The organism is Dyadobacter sp. Leaf189, assembly GCF_001424405.1.
Classification (GTDB): Bacteria; Bacteroidota; Bacteroidia; order Cytophagales; family Spirosomataceae; genus Dyadobacter.
The window spans coordinates 309,588-325,306 of record NZ_LMPS01000007.1; the positions used below are offsets into that span (position 1 = coordinate 309,588).

At 43.2% G+C, this 15,719-nt stretch carries 16 protein-coding genes; 15 read left to right on the forward strand and 1 reads right to left on the reverse strand.

From position 1 onward, the window contains the following. Positions 1-30: 30 nt before the first annotated feature. From ASG33_RS22920 to ASG33_RS22975, 12 genes are all read left to right on the forward strand, one after another. Positions 31-1,395, forward strand: coding sequence for a hypothetical protein (locus ASG33_RS22920; protein ID WP_056291124.1), 1,365 nt, complete (start codon positions 31-33; stop codon positions 1,393-1,395). Positions 1,396-1,416: 21 nt separating this feature from the next. Next, complete coding sequence (locus ASG33_RS22925) at positions 1,417-2,529, forward strand: cytochrome c oxidase subunit II (protein ID WP_056291213.1); 1,113 nt, start codon at positions 1,417-1,419, stop codon at positions 2,527-2,529. 28 nt (positions 2,530-2,557) lie between these two features. Next, entirely contained in the window at positions 2,558-4,441 is a 1,884-nt protein-coding gene (locus ASG33_RS22930) for a cbb3-type cytochrome c oxidase subunit I (RefSeq protein WP_056291126.1), read from the forward strand. Next, complete coding sequence (locus ASG33_RS22935) at positions 4,416-5,444, forward strand: heme A synthase (protein WP_056291128.1); 1,029 nt, start codon at positions 4,416-4,418, stop codon at positions 5,442-5,444. The genes ASG33_RS22930 and ASG33_RS22935 overlap by 26 nt, the downstream gene beginning before the upstream one ends. A gap of 16 nt (positions 5,445-5,460) precedes the next feature. After that, entirely contained in the window at positions 5,461-6,354 is an 894-nt protein-coding gene (gene cyoE, locus ASG33_RS22940) for a heme o synthase (RefSeq protein ID WP_056291129.1), read from the forward strand. Between the two features lie 20 nt (positions 6,355-6,374). After that, the gene (locus tag ASG33_RS22945) at positions 6,375-6,962 is read left to right on the forward strand and encodes a cytochrome c oxidase subunit 3 (protein WP_056291131.1); all 588 of its coding nucleotides are present in this window, start codon (positions 6,375-6,377) and stop codon (positions 6,960-6,962) included. A 15-nt stretch (positions 6,963-6,977) separates the two neighbouring features. After that, positions 6,978-7,748, forward strand: a complete 771-nt coding sequence (locus ASG33_RS22950) for a cytochrome c oxidase subunit 3 (protein WP_056291133.1) — start codon at positions 6,978-6,980, stop codon at positions 7,746-7,748. Positions 7,749-7,778: 30 nt separating this feature from the next. Continuing rightward, positions 7,779-8,108: a cytochrome C oxidase subunit IV family protein gene (locus ASG33_RS22955; protein WP_056291135.1), complete on the forward strand. Its 330-nt coding sequence runs from the start codon at positions 7,779-7,781 to the stop codon at positions 8,106-8,108. Positions 8,109-8,117: 9 nt separating this feature from the next. Continuing rightward, a complete protein-coding gene (locus ASG33_RS22960) occupies positions 8,118-8,732 on the forward strand; it encodes a hypothetical protein (RefSeq protein WP_056291137.1) in 615 nt (204 codons plus the stop codon). 1 nt (position 8,733) lies between these two features. Further along, positions 8,734-9,273 (forward strand): DUF420 domain-containing protein, encoded by a 540-nt coding sequence (locus tag ASG33_RS22965; protein ID WP_056291139.1) that lies wholly within the window; start codon positions 8,734-8,736, stop codon positions 9,271-9,273. After that, complete coding sequence (locus tag ASG33_RS22970) at positions 9,270-9,551, forward strand: hypothetical protein (protein WP_056291140.1); 282 nt, start codon at positions 9,270-9,272, stop codon at positions 9,549-9,551. The genes ASG33_RS22965 and ASG33_RS22970 overlap by 4 nt, the downstream gene beginning before the upstream one ends. Before the next feature lie 122 nt (positions 9,552-9,673). Continuing rightward, positions 9,674-12,196: a glycosyl hydrolase gene (locus ASG33_RS22975; RefSeq protein ID WP_056291142.1), complete on the forward strand. Its 2,523-nt coding sequence runs from the start codon at positions 9,674-9,676 to the stop codon at positions 12,194-12,196. Positions 12,197-12,198: 2 nt separating this feature from the next. On the opposite strand, the gene murI is transcribed toward ASG33_RS22975, so the two are convergent. Next, positions 12,199-13,008: a glutamate racemase gene (gene murI / locus ASG33_RS22980; RefSeq protein ID WP_056291144.1), complete on the reverse strand. Its 810-nt coding sequence runs from the start codon at positions 13,006-13,008 to the stop codon at positions 12,199-12,201. Positions 13,009-13,150: 142 nt separating this feature from the next. Here murI and ASG33_RS22985 point away from each other — a divergent pair, with 142 nt between their 5' ends. The 3 genes from ASG33_RS22985 to ASG33_RS22995 are packed head-to-tail and all read left to right on the forward strand — an operon-like array spanning position 13,151 to position 15,639. Beyond that, positions 13,151-13,741, forward strand: a complete 591-nt coding sequence (locus ASG33_RS22985) for an RNA polymerase sigma factor (RefSeq protein ID WP_056291145.1) — start codon at positions 13,151-13,153, stop codon at positions 13,739-13,741. After that, positions 13,722-14,528 carry a hypothetical protein gene (locus ASG33_RS22990; RefSeq protein ID WP_056291147.1) on the forward strand — a complete coding sequence of 269 codons (807 nt, stop codon included), beginning with the start codon at positions 13,722-13,724 and terminating at the stop codon, positions 14,526-14,528. Before ASG33_RS22985 ends, ASG33_RS22990 begins: the two co-directional genes overlap by 20 nt. A gap of 10 nt (positions 14,529-14,538) precedes the next feature. Then, entirely contained in the window at positions 14,539-15,639 is a 1,101-nt protein-coding gene (locus ASG33_RS22995) for a hypothetical protein (RefSeq protein WP_056291148.1), read from the forward strand. Positions 15,640-15,719: the final 80 nt, after the last annotated feature.

Consider the following 15,719-nt stretch of genomic DNA (forward strand, 5'->3'; position numbering starts at 1 on the left):
TAAATTGATTAACAGAAATATAATTAGATAATGGCATCAGCACATTCGATTCCTTCTATTGAAGAACGGTTTGAATTTACATCGGGAGCTAAGAGGAATTTACTAATAGGCGGTGGTGTAGGATTAGCCCTGATAGCTTTGGGAGCATATTTGGCAGCTACTGGCGGAGGCGGACATGAAGCTGCGGCACATGGCGCAGAACATGCTGCTGCGGCTGTGGGTCATGGAGCTGCTGAACATGGTGCATCCGGTCATGGAGCAGTAAGTGCGGCAGCGGGTAGTCATCATGAAAAGAGCTGGGTCGCCAGAATTTGGGCGAACCTGTGGGTGAACGGCGTCTACTTTACTGGAATGTCAGTTATCGGAATGTTCTTCATTTCTTATAACTACCTGGCGCAAGCAGGATGGTCAGCTGTTTTCAAAAGAGTACCCGAAGCTCTACCAGCATTTTTGCCATTTACAGGAGTTGTATTACTGCTTACATTCATTTTTGGTGGACATGATCTTTTTCACTGGACGCACGAAGGTTTGTATGAAGTGGGAGGTCCCGAATATGACCGCATTATTGCAGGTAAAAGAGGATTTCTAAATACCCCTTTTTTCCTGATCAGACTTGTTATCTATTTTGTTGTGTGGTACGGCTTGTGGAGAGTGATACGTAATCTGTCTTTGCAGGAAGATGAAATCGGAGGTACTGAATTCTATGAAAAATCAATACGTTTTGGTACAGCTTTCCTTGTAGTGTTTGGTGTAACATCATCTACTTCTGCATGGGATTTCGTGATGTCTATTGACACACACTGGTTTAGTACCATGTTTGGTTGGTATACATTAGCTAGCTGGCACGTTGCAGGATTAGCAGTTATTACATTGACTGTTGTTATGCTGAGAGAAAGAGGTTATCTGAGAGCAGTTAACTCCAGTCACATGCGTGATCTTGGAAAATTTGTATTTGCCTTCAGTATTTTCTGGACGTACGTTTGGTTCGCTCAATTTCTTTTGATCTACTACGCTAACCTTCCGGAAGAGACGATTTACTTTATCGAACGTTTCAGAGGATATGGTGGATTCTATAAAGCTCCGTTCTTTATCACCTTGTTTTTGAACTTCTTCTTTCCATTCCTGGTATTAATGACCCGCGATGCAAAGTATACACATTCAATTTTGAAAGTGGCTTGCTGGAGCGTAATCATCGGTCATTATATGGATTTTTACACGAATATTATGCCTGGATCAGTTGGAGCAGGCGCTGAACTCGGAGCTTTGGAGTGGGGATTCTTCCTTTTGTTCCTTTGTGCATTTGCATATACTATCGCAAGCCAATTGGAGAAAGCTAATCTGATCCCGCGTAACCACCCTATGTTGGAGGAATCATTGCATCACGATATTGCCTAATTGCAAAACCAGTTTATTATCATGTATATCATTATCGCGTTAGTTGCTCTTCTTTTTATCGTTCTAGTAGGTGTCGTTGTATCGAAGCTGCAGGGTGTACTGAAGGGCATTAATAAAGCAGAGTCAACAGAAGTTGATACTTCCGGAAACAAGGTTAATGGCGCTATGTTTATCATCGTGCTTCTGATTGGAGCTGTTGCTATCACATGGTCATATCTTCATGCTCGTGAATTCTTCTTGCCTGAAGCATCTTCTATACATGGACGGAGAACGGATGATCTGTTTTGGTTCTCAATGGGAATTCTGACCATTCCATTCATTATTGTCAACTTCCTTATTTTCTTTTTCGCATGGAAGTATCAGCATAAAAAGGATCACCGTGCCACCTTCTATCCTGAGAACCACAGACTAGAATTGATCTGGACTATTGTTCCGGCAGTTGTTATGGCTCTATTGGTTTTTACAGGTTGGAAAGCCTGGTCTGACATTACTTCTGATGCACCAAGAGATGCAGAGGTAATTGAGATCACAGGTAAGCAATTCAACTGGATTGCAAGATATTCGGGAGTGAGTGACAACAAGCTTGGGAATTATAACTACAAGCTGATCGATCCGCAGAACGAAGTTGGTATTGACTTGTCTGACGAAAATTCATTTGATGATTTTACCAATCCAAGTGAGCTGCATATTCCTGTAAATCGTCCTGTTTTATTAAAAATCAGAGCACGTGATGTATTGCACAGTGTTTTCATCCCACACATGAGGGTTAAAATGGATGCGGTACCAGGTATGCCAACAAAGTTCTGGTTCGTTCCGGACAAGACTACCGCTGAGATGCGCGCTGAATTAGGTGATCCTAAGTTTGATTATGAAATAGCTTGTGCCGAGGTTTGCGGACAAGGACATTTTTCAATGAAGATGCGTTTGGTAGTTGAAGATGAAGCCTCTTATAAGAAATGGTGTGCGGAACAAGCTACGTTCCTTCAGACTTATCCCGAGTATCTTGCAAAGGTACCTGAGAATCTGAAGGCCAAGGCAATGAAGTACGTGCCGGCTGAGGCAGCTGCACCTGCAGCACCAGCAGACAGCACAACTTCAGGAGGAGGAGTAGGAACAAGTTCTAGTCTACGCTAATTAGTAAATTTAAATACATTAAAAGTATATGTCAGCTATTGAAGGATTGGAAACAGCTCACCATCACGCAGGGGAGCATGATCACCACCATGAAGCACAAAACTTTTGGCAGAAATATGTATTTTCTGAGGACCATAAAGTCATAGCAAAACAGTACCTGATTACCGGAATTCTATGGGCGGTAATAGGTATTACAATGTCGATTATTTTCCGTATCCAGCTTGGTTTGCCTGACTCTAACCTGTCATGGTTAAAGCCTATTCTTGGAGGATGGATCAGTGATTCGGGTAAACTTGATCCTAATTTCTACCTTGCTCTGGTTACAATGCACGGTACCATCATGGTATTCTTTGTATTAACAGCGGGATTGAGCGGTACATTCAGTAACTTTTTAATACCACTTCAAATCGGTGCCCGCGATATGGCGTCCGGTTTTATGAACATGCTTTCTTACTGGTTCTTCTTCCTAGCCAGTGTGATCATGTTTGCCTCACTTTTCCTACAGAATGGACCAGCAGCCGGTGGTTGGGTTATCTACCCTCCCCTAAGTGCATTGCCACAGGCTCACCCTGGATCAGGAATGGGTATGACGCTTTGGTTGACCAGTATGGCATTCTTCATCGTTTCTCAGCTACTGGGTGGTATTAACTACATTACTACAGTTATCAACTTGCGTACAAGAGGAATGTCTTTTGATCGTCTTCCGCTGACGATCTGGTCCTTCCTTATTACAGCTGTATTAGGGTTGATTTCTTTCCCTGTACTTCTTTCATCTGTATTGCTGCTTATTTTCGACAGACACTTTGGAACAAGCTTTTACCTGTCTGATATCTACATTAACGGTGAAGCATTGCCTAATGTAGGAGGTAGCCCGATTCTATTCCAACACTTATTCTGGTTCCTTGGCCACCCTGAAGTTTACATTGTATTGCTTCCAGGTTTAGGAATCACGTCTGAGGTAATTGCAACTAATTCACGCAAGCCGATCTTTGGTTATCGCGCGATGATTGCCTCTATGCTAGGTATCGCCTTCCTTGCGTTTATCGTATGGGCTCACCACATGTTTGTAACTGGTATGAATCCTTTCCTTGGATCTGTATTCATGTTCCTTACATTGATTATTGCGGTACCGTCTGCTGTGAAAGGCTTTAACTACATTACTACATTGTGGAAAGGTAACATCGTTTTCACACCTGGAATGTTGTTCTCTATTGGTCTGGTATCGCTGTTCGTGTCTGGTGGTTTGACAGGTATTATTCTTGGAAACAGCGCGCTGGATATACAATTGCACGATACCTACTTTGTAGTAGCCCACTTCCACTTGGTAATGGGAGCTGCATCTGCGTTCGGATTGTTCGCAGGTGTATATCACTGGTTCCCTAAGATGTTTGGAAGAATGATGAGCACAACGCTTGGTCAGATCCACTTCTGGTTTACTTTCATAGGGATCTACATGGTATTTATTCCAATGCACTATGTAGGGATTGCCGGTTTCCCTCGTCGTTACTATCAGTTCACCAGCTACGATTTTACGCATAAGTTCATGGACATGAACATGTTCATCTCTATCGCAGCGATCCTGACTTTCCTGGCGCAATTCATTTTCTTGTGGAACTTCTTTTACAGCATTTTCAAAGGAAGAAGAGCTCCTCAGAATCCATGGCGTTCAAATACGCTCGAATGGACTGCTCCTATCAATCCTGGACATGGTAACTGGGAAGGCGAAATTCCAGCAGTATATCGTTGGTCTTATGATTACAGCAAGCCTGGTGCGAAAGAGGATTTTATCCCTCAGAATATACCATATTCTCAAACACTCGAATCAAACTTCCCACATGAGAATGAGTTGATTTCGTTAGAGAAGACTATTGAGTCACAAAATTTTAATGACCAGTTCAACTCAGCACATTAATTCAAAAGCCAACCGACGTTTCCGTCGGTTGGCTTTAAATACAGTTATCACACTCTATCTCCTGATTATAGCAGGAGGAGTTGTGCGGAGTACTGGTTCTGGTATGGGCTGTCCCGATTGGCCCAAGTGCTTCGGAACCTGGATCCCTCCAACAGACGCGTCACAACTACCACCTGACTACAAACAGATCTACGGAGCAAAACTGAAAGGCGAAGTAGAATTTAATCCAGTTAAGACCTGGACAGAATATGTAAACCGGCTTCTGGGAGCATTTACCGGAATAATGATTTTTCTGACTCTGCTTGCTTCCCTACCGTTTTTAAGATCGGGAAATAAGCAGATTTTTTATTTAAGCCTTGCTGCTTTCATTCTGGTAGGATTTCAGGGCTGGCTTGGAGCAAAAGTGGTTTCGTTCGAGTTGAAACCGGTGGTTGTGACACTACACATGCTATTGGCGATCGTGATCGTTTTTATGCTGCTTTACTTGCTGACCTGGTCGGGATATGTAGACAAGCTTCTCAAGATTAATGAAAGCAGTAAAGGGAGTTTGAACACGCTTGGAGTGTTGGTACTTGGCCTTTCTCTTGTTCAGATCCTCATTGGAACCCAGGTTCGTGAAGCTATTGATCATGTAATCTTCGAACTCGGATATGCTGCGAGAAGCGAGTGGATCAGTCAGCTGGGGACTGAATTTTATGTTCACCGCTCGTTTTCCATTATTGTGCTTTTTGTAAACACACTATTGATCAGACGAGTTTGGGAGCTTGAAGGTAAATCAAGCTTTGCTGGCAAAGTAGCCCTCGGATGTGCTTGGGTGTTGGCGGCTGAGATTGCAACCGGAATTTTAATGGCGTACCTGGGAGTTCCGCCATATGCTCAGCCATTGCACCTGACATTCGCGATCGTTTTGATCGGCTTGCAATTTGTAAGTTGGTTAGTAATAAATGGAAAGACTTATTTGAAGTATAATGACAATGCCGGCGTGCAGCCGCAATCAGTTTAGTAAAATAGAATTAAAGATGATTTCAGTAGAGGAGCGGGTAAGTGGTTTTGACAGGGTGAGAGAGCGGCTGGGCATTTTGTTCGAGCTGTTGAAGTTTCGTCTAGCATCTCTGATCGCTTTTTCTGGCGCTATGGGATATTGCCTGGGAGCTAAGAATGTAAATTCGGGAGAATTGGTTTTGTTTATTCTTGCATCAATCGGAATTACCGGAGCTGCAAATATTATCAATCAGATCCTGGAAAAGGATTTTGACAAATTGATGAAGAGAACTGCTGGCCGGCCTTTGCCGAGCGGCAGAATAACTGTCCAGCAAGCGGCTATCTGGGCGGTTGTTTTAGGAGTTACATCACTGGCTATTTTTATCAGCACATTCAATCTTAGTACCGGATTGATTTCGCTTTTATCACTTGTGCTATATGGTTTTGTTTATACTCCATTGAAGCGCGTTGGTCCAATTGCAGTTTTCGTGGGTGCATTTCCGGGTGCATTTCCTCCAATGATCGGTTGGGTGGCGGCCACGAATCACTTTGGACTTGAACCAGGTATCCTGTTCGCTATCCAGTTTTTTTGGCAATTCCCCCATTTTTGGGCGATTGCCTGGGTTTTAGATGAAGATTATAAAAGAGCAGGGTTTAAGTTGCTTCCGGCAAACGGTCTCAAAGATTCTGATACAACATTGCAGATTATGATCTATACTTTATTCCTGTTGCCCATTGGCTGGTTGCCTTACGAGCTGGGAATGACTGGTATCAACTCTGCATTTGTTGCTACGGTTTTCGGAGTACTGTTCCTGGCTCAGACTTTTCACCTGATGCGTACTTGCACGGACAAGACAGCGAAACAGCTCATGTTTGGCTCGTTTATATACCTGCCCATCGTGCAGATCGCGTTTTTGTTGGATAAATTGTGAATTTGAAACAGTGTAGAAAAATGGAAAATGTTCAGCATTTAAAAATAGAAAAAGAACCACAGGAGACATTGTCAATGGATCCGATCAAGTTTATTTTGTGGTTATTCTTGGTTACGATTATCATGCTCTTTGCTTCTCAGACAAGCGCATACCTCGTAAGGAGAGCGGAAGGTAACTGGCTTGAGTTTGAAATGCCGCGTATTTTTTGGTACAGCACTGGAGTTCTGCTAATAAGCAGTTTGGCAATGCAATGGGCCTATATATCGGCAAAAAAAGATCAGTTCAAACAATTGAAAATAGCAATTTCTATTACTTTTGTACTCGGCCTGCTTTTCCTCTGGATGCAATTTGAAGGGTGGAGTAAGCTGGTTGAAATGAACGTTTATTTCGTTGGAAACCCTTCGGGATCGTTTTTTTATGTGTTTACCGGATTACACGGATTTCACATTATTACGGGTCTGATTGTGTTGTTCGTTTCGCTGACTGCGGCATTTAAAATGAGAGTACACAAGAAGAATTTGAGAAGAATTCAGATCTGTGCGACTTACTGGCATTTTTTAGATATTCTCTGGTTATACCTTTTTGTATTTTTATTGACTTTTAATTAATTATATTATTTACCAATGGCTGCAAATGTAACAACACCTGGTGCTGTGGAACCCAAAATGTGGTTGGGGGGGATAGAGCCCATGAAAGCAAGTTACGGAAAACTGATGATGTGGTTTTTCCTCATCTCCGATACCTTTACTTTCTCCGCCCTCTTGGTGGCTTATGGTACAGCCCGGTTTAGTTTTCCGGCATTCGAAGGAAATCGTGAAGATTTCACATTCTCCAATATGTACTGGCCGGTTCCTGAAAGAGTTTATGAGGCCGTACCTTTTCTGCATGGAATATCTCTGCCGTTGGTATTTGTTGGTATAATGACCTTTATTCTTATTGCGAGTAGTGTTACAATGGTGCTTGCAGTAGAAGCCGGACATAGAATGGACAGAGCGAATGTTGAAAAATACATGCTTTGGACGATTCTGGGTGGTTTTACATTCCTGGGTTGCCAGGCTTGGGAGTGGTCTCACTTTATCCATGGTACCGACACAGGAAGTGTAATGAAAGTTATTGAGAACGGAACCTGGGTAGAGAAGACAATATTCGGGGCTAACCTGACCGAGAACCAATATGGTCCTCCTGCATTCGCAGACTTCTTCTTCTTCATTACCGGTTTCCACGGAACACACGTATTTAGTGGTGTGATCTTAAATATTCTGATCTTCTTCCGTGCTGCTACGGGTTTTTACGATAAGAGGGGAAGCTACGAAATGGTCGAAAAAGTAGGTCTTTACTGGCACTTTGTGGATTTGGTTTGGGTGTTTGTGTTTACATTCTTCTATCTGGTTTAATTTCAAAATTTCTAATTATTTAAGATAAAAATGGCGGACGCACATCATATCCATAATCAGGATCCAAACGCAGGCGCAGAGCAACGCAAGGCGATTATGAAGACGTTCTGGATTCTGTTGATCCTGACAGCACTAGAGTTCTTAATCGCATTCACAGTTCCTCACGGAGTATTGAAGGTGTCTATCTTCATTGTCATGACCATCGTGAAAGCATTTTATATAGTGGGAGAATTCATGCACTTAAAGCATGAAACAAAATCCTTGATCTGGTCAATTCTGGTTCCGATCCTATTCGTAATGTGGCTTATTTTAGCGCTGCTACTTGAAGGAAATGCGATTTTTGAGGCCGTATTTAGTTAAGAATCCCGAATGAAAAATTTTCCCAAAGCCGGATTACTAATCGTAACATTAGTGATACCGGCTTTGATTTTTATCTTTTTGAAGTTCTTCGCACGCAATCATTACGATCTGCCATACTTCAATCCGGAACGGAATAAAGCCGATGCTGTTATAGTTCAAAATGGCGATACCCTGTTTCATAAAGTTTCTGATCGTATTTTTACACAGAAGCAAGTGAAGTTTAGCGGTAAACTTACGGTGCTACACTATCTACCGGAAACCTGCGGGGACACTTGTAAGCTGGTAGTCTCGCAACTTCAAAGAATCAGTGCATTGCATTCCGAAATTCTGGAATTGAATGTTTTGACCTTATCGCAGGGGATTGCTAATCGGAATGGGGAAGTTCCTGGGGCGAATGGAAAGGAGTGGAAGTTGTTCACATATCCTGAAAGTGAAATTACTTCGTTTTTTGAAAACGAGCTGGGCATACAAAAGGGTCAACTTGAAAATGCTCAGGACTTGATTATTCTGGTAGACGCGAATGGATTTGTAAGAGGATATTACAAGGGAGTTGATCCCGAAGAAATAGAACGGCTTATGGCCGAAATCAAGATTCTTGCCTATGAAGGCAATGTAACCAAATAGTATGGCAACTTTAATTATTGAGAAAAAGCCGAAGTACGAACGTATCATCAATATTCTGGCAATTGCAATTCCATTGGCGGTTGCAGTTTTGCTTGGAATCCGGCAGAAAATAGACTTAGGTACCTGGACGAAAATGCTTCCTCATGTTATCGGCATGATCAATACATTAACGTCCGTTTTGCTAATCGCGGGCTTTTACTTTATCAAACAAGGGAATGTTGCGGGTCACAGAAGATCGATGACCGCTGCTTTTTTATTGGGCTCGGTTTTCCTGGTTTGCTACATTTTGTACCACGTGTCGAATGAAGCTACTCCGTACGGTGGACAAGGTTTTTTCAGACCGGTATACTACTTTTTACTAATTTCCCATATCGTACTGTCGATAGTTGTCGTTTGGTTTGTACTGCGCGCCATTTACTTCGGCTATACCAATGACATATTACAACACAGAAAAGCAGTTAAGTGGGCAATGCCGATCTGGCTTTATGTAAGTGTTTCCGGAGTAATTGTTTACCTCATGATAAGTCCCTATTACGTATGAAAAGGTTCTTGATCGTATTTACTTTGATTCTTTTGTTTGTTGCGTTGGGCACGGATACCTGGGCACAATGCGCAATGTGCCGCGGCTCAGTAGAAAGTTCCATGGGCAACGGCCGAAATAATGTAGGCGTGGGTTTGAACACGGGTATTATGTACCTGTTTGTAATGCCTTATCTGCTGGTTGCCGGGATAGCCTATTTCTGGTATAGGAACAGCAAGCGCGCCAGGGATGAGCGGCAGTTTGTTACTTCCAGGGTAAAGCAGGCTTTTCAGCACTAAGCAAAACTTACAGCATTTTAGGCGGGACCGATCAGGTTTCGCCTTTTTTGTTTCTAGAAATGTAAAATCTGTTCCGTTTTGCGTAGAAATTGAGCCCATTGCCTTTAACCAGAAAAGCAATTATGCGAAAGCTACTATTTATACTAATCCTGTTTGTAAGCCTGAATGTACAGGCGCAATCCATTTCTACTACTAAGCCCTGGACATATTGGTGGTGGATGGGAAGTACTGTTACGAAACCCGATATCAAGGCTCAACTTCTACTCTTCAAAAATTCCGGAGTCGGCGGGGTTCATATCATACCCATTTATGGTGTAAAAGGTAAGGAGCAGCAGGCGATTCCTTTTTTGTCGGCCGAGTGGATTGACGTAATGCAATTTACGGTAAATGAAGGAAAGAAGCTAGGTATTGGAGTGGACCTGACCACGGGGACCGGCTGGCCATTTGGCGGGCCGAATGTGAGCGCCGAAATGGCTGCAAAGAATATGTCCGTAGTTGATGGCAGGATTGATGTAAAACCTACCGGCCAGAAAGTGAAGCGCGCGGCACCCGGAGGCGAAGGATACGTTTTGGATCCATTTCATGCGGACGCAATGCCGCAGTACCTGACAAGGTTTGATTCTGCTTTCAGTGGTGTTAAAGGACTCCCCCGGTCTATGTACATGGATTCCTACGAAGCTTATGGTGCTAACTGGACCAATGATTTTGCAGATCAGTTTGCAAAAAGGAGGAAGTATGCATTAGTGCAACATCTACCTGCATTATCCGACTCGACGAGCAATGTGGACAGTACATTGATCAGAATAGATTATCACCAGACTTTGGCAGAATTGCTTTTGGAGAGATATGCATTGCCATGGACGAAGTGGAGCCGGGAACATCGGTTTATGACGCGTTACCAGGCACACGGTTCGCCAGCTAACTTGCTCGATCTGTATGCAGCTGCGGACATTCCGGAGACCGAGTCATTTGGTACCAGCCGCTTTGATATTCCCGGCGTACGCATTGATCCTGATTATTCCATTGATCAGTTTGGCACGCCCAATGCGCTGGCGATGAAGTTTGCTTCCTCAGCAGCTAATTTCAATGGTAAGAAGCTCGTCAGCTCAGAAACCGGAACCTGGCTCGCCAATCATTTCAAAGTTTCTTTATCCCAATTGAAGCCGCAGATTGATGAATTATTTGCAGCGGGAATCAACCACATTTTTTATCACGGAACTACCTATTCACCGCAAAATGAAGCGTATCCGGGCTGGCTCTTTTATGCGTCAACCAACTTTGGACCTACTTCTCATTTTGCGCGTGAATTTCCTTTATTAAACCGGTATGTAGAGAAATGCCAAAGTATTCTCCAAGATACCAAGCCCGACAATGACCTGCTTGTTTATTTCCCTATTCATGATTTGTGGGCGACCAAATCGAAATCTTCGGGTAATGTGCATTTGTTGGAAGTGCATCACGTGGATCGCTGGTTGCTGGGTCTACCTTTTGGAAAATTGTCCGAAAAGCTCTGGAAAGAGGGGTATTCCTTTGATTTTGTTTCGGATCTTCAATTAGCACAACTGAAAATATCCGCATCCGGTACATTGACCTCGAGAAATGCATCTTATAAAGCGATTGTCATTCCGGCAAGTACTTACATGCCAAAGTCGACGCTCTCCAAATTGCACCGATTGGCAGAAGCTGGCGCAAAGATTATTTTTGAAAAGCAAATGCCTTCCATCGTTACCGGCTTTGACGATCACGCCACTCAGCAGGCAGAATTCGAGAAAATGTCAGTTAGACTAGCTCGCATTGAAAATGTCAAAATCGGCACAGAACTGAATCGCTTTCTGAGTGAGTTCAACATTGCCCCGGAGGAAATGGCGCACAAGGGTTTGACTTATATCAGGAAGAAAGATCAAAATGGGCAACCGGTTTATTTTGTGACAAATCTTGGCAATACTTTCCAGGAAGGATGGATCAAGCTAAATGCAAAAGGAAGATTCTTTAAACTCGATCCGCTTAATGGCCGAGCTGTACTTGCTCAGAGAGGTTCTGGTGAAAAGGCAGAAGTATTCCTGAAGTTAAAGCCAGGACAGTCCTGCTTTTTGGAAGTAGGCAGCCAGTCAGCTTCACAAATAGAACTTGAAAAGCCGACGCAAATATTTGAGATTAAGGGAAATTGGAACCTTACGTTTATTGAGGGAAAACCTTCTTTACCAGCTTCCGCAAAACTTTCGAGACTTAGTTCATGGACTACATTGCCTGATTCTGCTGAATATTTTTCTGGTAAGGCAAAATACCAGGTTACCTTCGATCTGCCAGCAGAGATATTGAAAGGAAAATCATTCGAATTGGACTTAGGTGATGTGCGGGAGTCTGCATTTGTGAAGATCAATGGAAAGGAGCTCGGTACTTTCTGGTCCGTTCCCTTCCTTGGAAAAATCCCGTCAAACGTTTTGAAGTCAAAGGGCAATGTGCTCGACATCGAGGTAACCAATCTCTCAGCAAACTACATGCGGCTCCGCGACACGCAGCAGCCAGATTGGAAGAAATTTCAGGACATCAATATCGTTGATATCACTTACAAAAAGTTTGACGCAAAGAGCTGGGAACCGATGCCGTCAGGCCAGCTGGGCCCTGTGCGGCTACTTTACAGATAACATTATTCCCAAAGCGGGTAATGCTCTAATTGGATCTGTTTGCCGAAGAATATGGAAGTTGATTGCTCGAAGGATAAAGTATAATCAGATACGTAGAACTGACGATTTCCACTTCCTTTTTCATTGACAAGATAATGCTGTTCCAGCCACGCCCGCAGTGAATGGGCCACGATTTCAGAAGTATCAAGAATTTCTACTTCATTCCCATAAAATTTACTGATCTGATTTTTGATCAAAGGGTAGTGCGTACACCCTAGTATCAGAGCTTCAATGGAGGAAATAGCAGGATCAGACAAATAGCTGGCAACAATGCTCTCGCTGATCGTATTGTCAAAGAAACCTTCCTCGATCATGGGAGCTAGCAGCGGCGTTGCAAGTGATTTTAAATGGATGTTTTTTCCAATTGCATCCACTTTTTTCTTGTACACATTGGAAGATACAGTCTGCTTTGTCCCGATCAGTCCAATAGTTTTGCCGTCGTAATGCTCTTTGATATAGTCTACGACCGGATCAATTACATTCAATACTTTGGCTTTGCTCCCAACATATTCGCGTACCAGTTCATATGCAGCCGCAGAGGCAGAATTACAGGCAATTAGGATCAACTTGCAGTTTTGCTGTAGCAGCATATTGCAGATTTTGATTGAATAAGCCTGGATCGCAGCAGTCGATTTGTCGCCGTAGGGAAGATGCGCCGTATCCCCGAAGTAAATGGTGTTTTCCTGAGGTAAGAGCCTGGTAACCGCACTGGCGACGGTCATTCCGCCAATTCCGCTATCAAAAATACCTATTGGTGCAGCTGAGTCGAGCATATTAATGCAATGAAGTAGATCAATGCGCCAAAGCTAAAAGAAGCTGACAGATTATTTTTTATAAAAATCCAGAAAAAGTTAATCGGCACGTGCAACCTCGTCGGGAGGAATAAGCATCTTGTAGTCGAAACCACCAGTTAGAATGGGTAAAATTTTAGCACTATTTAGCCAGGAAGCACAACTTGTTAAAGCACTTAAAAGGGAAGATCCCAAGGCGCAGCAACAGGTTTACCATAAATACAGCACTCGCATGCTGGGTTTATGCTTCCGGTATATATGTGATGAAATGGCTGCTGAGGACGTGATGGTTGAGGGTTTTTTGAAAGTATTCGGGAAAATTGATCAGTTCAATAGTAACGGGAGTTTTGAAGGCTGGATCCGCCGGATTATGGTCAATGAGTCGCTTGGTTATCTCAGAAAACAGAAGAGGATTCTGGAAGATAATCTATCCGACGAGGCTCATAACATCCCCGACTACATTCAGGCTGACCAAAATCTTGAAGCACAGGAATTATTAGAATTGATCGAGCGCCTGCCGGCAGGTTATCGGACAGTTTTCAACTTGTATGCAATTGAAGGTTATGCCCATTCAGAAATCGCGGAAATGCTGGGTATCACCGAAAGTACTTCGAAGTCGCAGTTGCATAGAGCAAGAGCTTTGTTACAGAAAATGGTATTGGAGTGGGAGAATGAATTTAAAAAAAAAGTAGACTATGAAAAAGCATCCTGTTGATGATCTTTTCAAACGCAAGCTGACTGATTTGGATAAGGAACCTTCGGCAAATGCCTGGACCAGAATTCAGGAAAAGCAACAACCGAAACCCAGGGTTATTGGCTGGGTGAAGTATGCTGCAGCGAGTGTGCTGGTAGGAGCATTAGGCGGATATCTGATTCTGCAAAATAGTCCATCGGCAACTGAAAAGGCGATCATTAGCAGGCAGGAAGTGGTTAAGCCAGAGCAACCGGTCGATGCTTCGCAGCGCGAAACGATGGAGAATGCAGCTGACGCCGAACGCCAAATTGCCGAAGTGCCCGAGGAAAAGTTGTTGAAGAAAGTTTTGCCTGCGAAATCGGATTTGAAAACCCAGAAGGTACAATCAGATCTCATTGATAACTCAGTCGGCAATCAAAAGCAGGATCTGGCAAAGTTGGAAGTTGTGCAATCCGGGAAAGATCAAGCTCAAAATGAAACTCCGTTAATGCGTGAAATTTCTGAGCCTGTCAATCTGAAATCAGTAAGTCCACAAATAAGTACGCCGTCAATCGCTAGCCTGGAAGTAGAACCTACGCGGACAATTGTTGTGGCCGTCGAATCTGAACCGGATCATGACGAAGACAAACCCAAGGCTTCAAAATTTTCGAAAGTATTCCGCCAGCTGAAAAATGCGAGAGCTGGTGAAAGAGTCGACTGGGATGAAGTAGGGTTTAATCCCAAAACCCTGGTCGCGAAAGTTGACGATCGGCTTCGTAGCAAAGAAGAAAAAACAGAAAAGTATCAGAACCCCAGAACAAAATTGTAATCTGTTAGCCATGAAAAATAGAATAGTTGCCTCGCTCACAATGATTTTCCTATTCATCTCTGTTGGAGTATTTGCAAAGAATAATGAACGGAAGGAGACGTCGGAAAGGGATTCCATTATTGTAACATTCGGAGACAAAACCCGGCTGATCATCTACGGTGAAAACCGCAGGGAGTTGGAAAAGATCATGAAGTACGATCTTAATGCATTGCTGAAAGATTTAAAGGTACGTTTGGACAGCACAGATGCAGATACAACTTATTTAAGGGAAGAATTTAATGGAGTTAACTATCTCAAAGATCCCGGGGATAAGGAAGAAAAGGATTACGTCAGGATTGGTTTGCGTGGTATTCATGTGAAAGATGGCGATACCAGGGTTACCATCAATGGCAAAGGAGTTGAGGTAAGAGATGGCGATGAGGAAGTGTCTACTGAGTCAACGTACAGGAGGACTGGTAAGCGTTTTTACAGACCTAGCTGGGGTACAAGTCCGAGAAAAGGGTTTAATGTTGCTGTTGGTCTTAATACATACGGCGCTAATGAAAGTACGCCGGGTTACGACAAGGTAAGTTATGAGTTGAAGCCTTTTGGCTCGCGGTTTATTAGTCTGGGTTATGTTGCAAGCGCTACATTAGCGAGAGGAAAGAATGCAGGATTCCACCTTGATTTTGGTGCCGACTTCTCGTGGTACAATCAGATGTTTGATAACAATCATACAGTGGTTAAGGGTAGTGATAAGGTCGAGTTTTTGCCGGTAATGGAAGATGGGAAAGAGATCGAGATGAAAAAAAGTAAGCTGGTTGTCCCTTATGTCAGCCTCTCCATTATGCCGACAGTCAGTTTTTCCCGCTCATTTATTTCCTATCTGAGTGCGGGCGTGTATGGCGGATACCGGCTTGGCAGCTATACCAAGTTGCGGAAAGTAGGAAGTAAGGATGTAGATCACGTTCGCAAAAACTTTTACATCGAAGATCTGAAGTACGGACTGGCAGCCGAAATTGGGATCCGAAAATTTCCTGACCTTTTTGTTAACTATGATTTAAACTATCTGTATGAGCAAAACAGAGGACCCGCAGTACGGATGCTGAGCTTTGGTGTAAGACTATTTTAAACGAGAAATACGCCAATACGGGCTGAAATCGACGATTTTCGATTTAGTCCGTATTTTTATTTATTTTTTTTTCGAAAGAA

Coding starts and splice junctions, on each gene's coding strand:
- ASG33_RS22920 (WP_056291124.1), top strand. CDS start 31: ATGGCATCAGCACATTCGATTCCTTCTATTGAAGAACGGTTTGAATTT.
- ASG33_RS22925 (WP_056291213.1), top strand. CDS start 1,417: ATGTATATCATTATCGCGTTAGTTGCTCTTCTTTTTATCGTTCTAGTA.
- ASG33_RS22930 (WP_056291126.1), top strand. CDS start 2,558: ATGTCAGCTATTGAAGGATTGGAAACAGCTCACCATCACGCAGGGGAG.
- ASG33_RS22935 (WP_056291128.1), top strand. CDS start 4,416: ATGACCAGTTCAACTCAGCACATTAATTCAAAAGCCAACCGACGTTTC.
- cyoE (WP_056291129.1), top strand. CDS start 5,461: ATGATTTCAGTAGAGGAGCGGGTAAGTGGTTTTGACAGGGTGAGAGAG.
- ASG33_RS22945 (WP_056291131.1), top strand. CDS start 6,375: ATGGAAAATGTTCAGCATTTAAAAATAGAAAAAGAACCACAGGAGACA.
- ASG33_RS22950 (WP_056291133.1), top strand. CDS start 6,978: ATGGCTGCAAATGTAACAACACCTGGTGCTGTGGAACCCAAAATGTGG.
- ASG33_RS22955 (WP_056291135.1), top strand. CDS start 7,779: ATGGCGGACGCACATCATATCCATAATCAGGATCCAAACGCAGGCGCA.
- ASG33_RS22960 (WP_056291137.1), top strand. CDS start 8,118: ATGAAAAATTTTCCCAAAGCCGGATTACTAATCGTAACATTAGTGATA.
- ASG33_RS22965 (WP_056291139.1), top strand. CDS start 8,734: ATGGCAACTTTAATTATTGAGAAAAAGCCGAAGTACGAACGTATCATC.
- ASG33_RS22970 (WP_056291140.1), top strand. CDS start 9,270: ATGAAAAGGTTCTTGATCGTATTTACTTTGATTCTTTTGTTTGTTGCG.
- ASG33_RS22975 (WP_056291142.1), top strand. CDS start 9,674: ATGCGAAAGCTACTATTTATACTAATCCTGTTTGTAAGCCTGAATGTA.
- murI (WP_056291144.1), bottom strand. CDS start 13,008: ATGCTCGACTCAGCTGCACCAATAGGTATTTTTGATAGCGGAATTGGC.
- ASG33_RS22985 (WP_056291145.1), top strand. CDS start 13,151: ATGGGTAAAATTTTAGCACTATTTAGCCAGGAAGCACAACTTGTTAAA.
- ASG33_RS22990 (WP_056291147.1), top strand. CDS start 13,722: ATGAAAAAGCATCCTGTTGATGATCTTTTCAAACGCAAGCTGACTGAT.
- ASG33_RS22995 (WP_056291148.1), top strand. CDS start 14,539: ATGAAAAATAGAATAGTTGCCTCGCTCACAATGATTTTCCTATTCATC.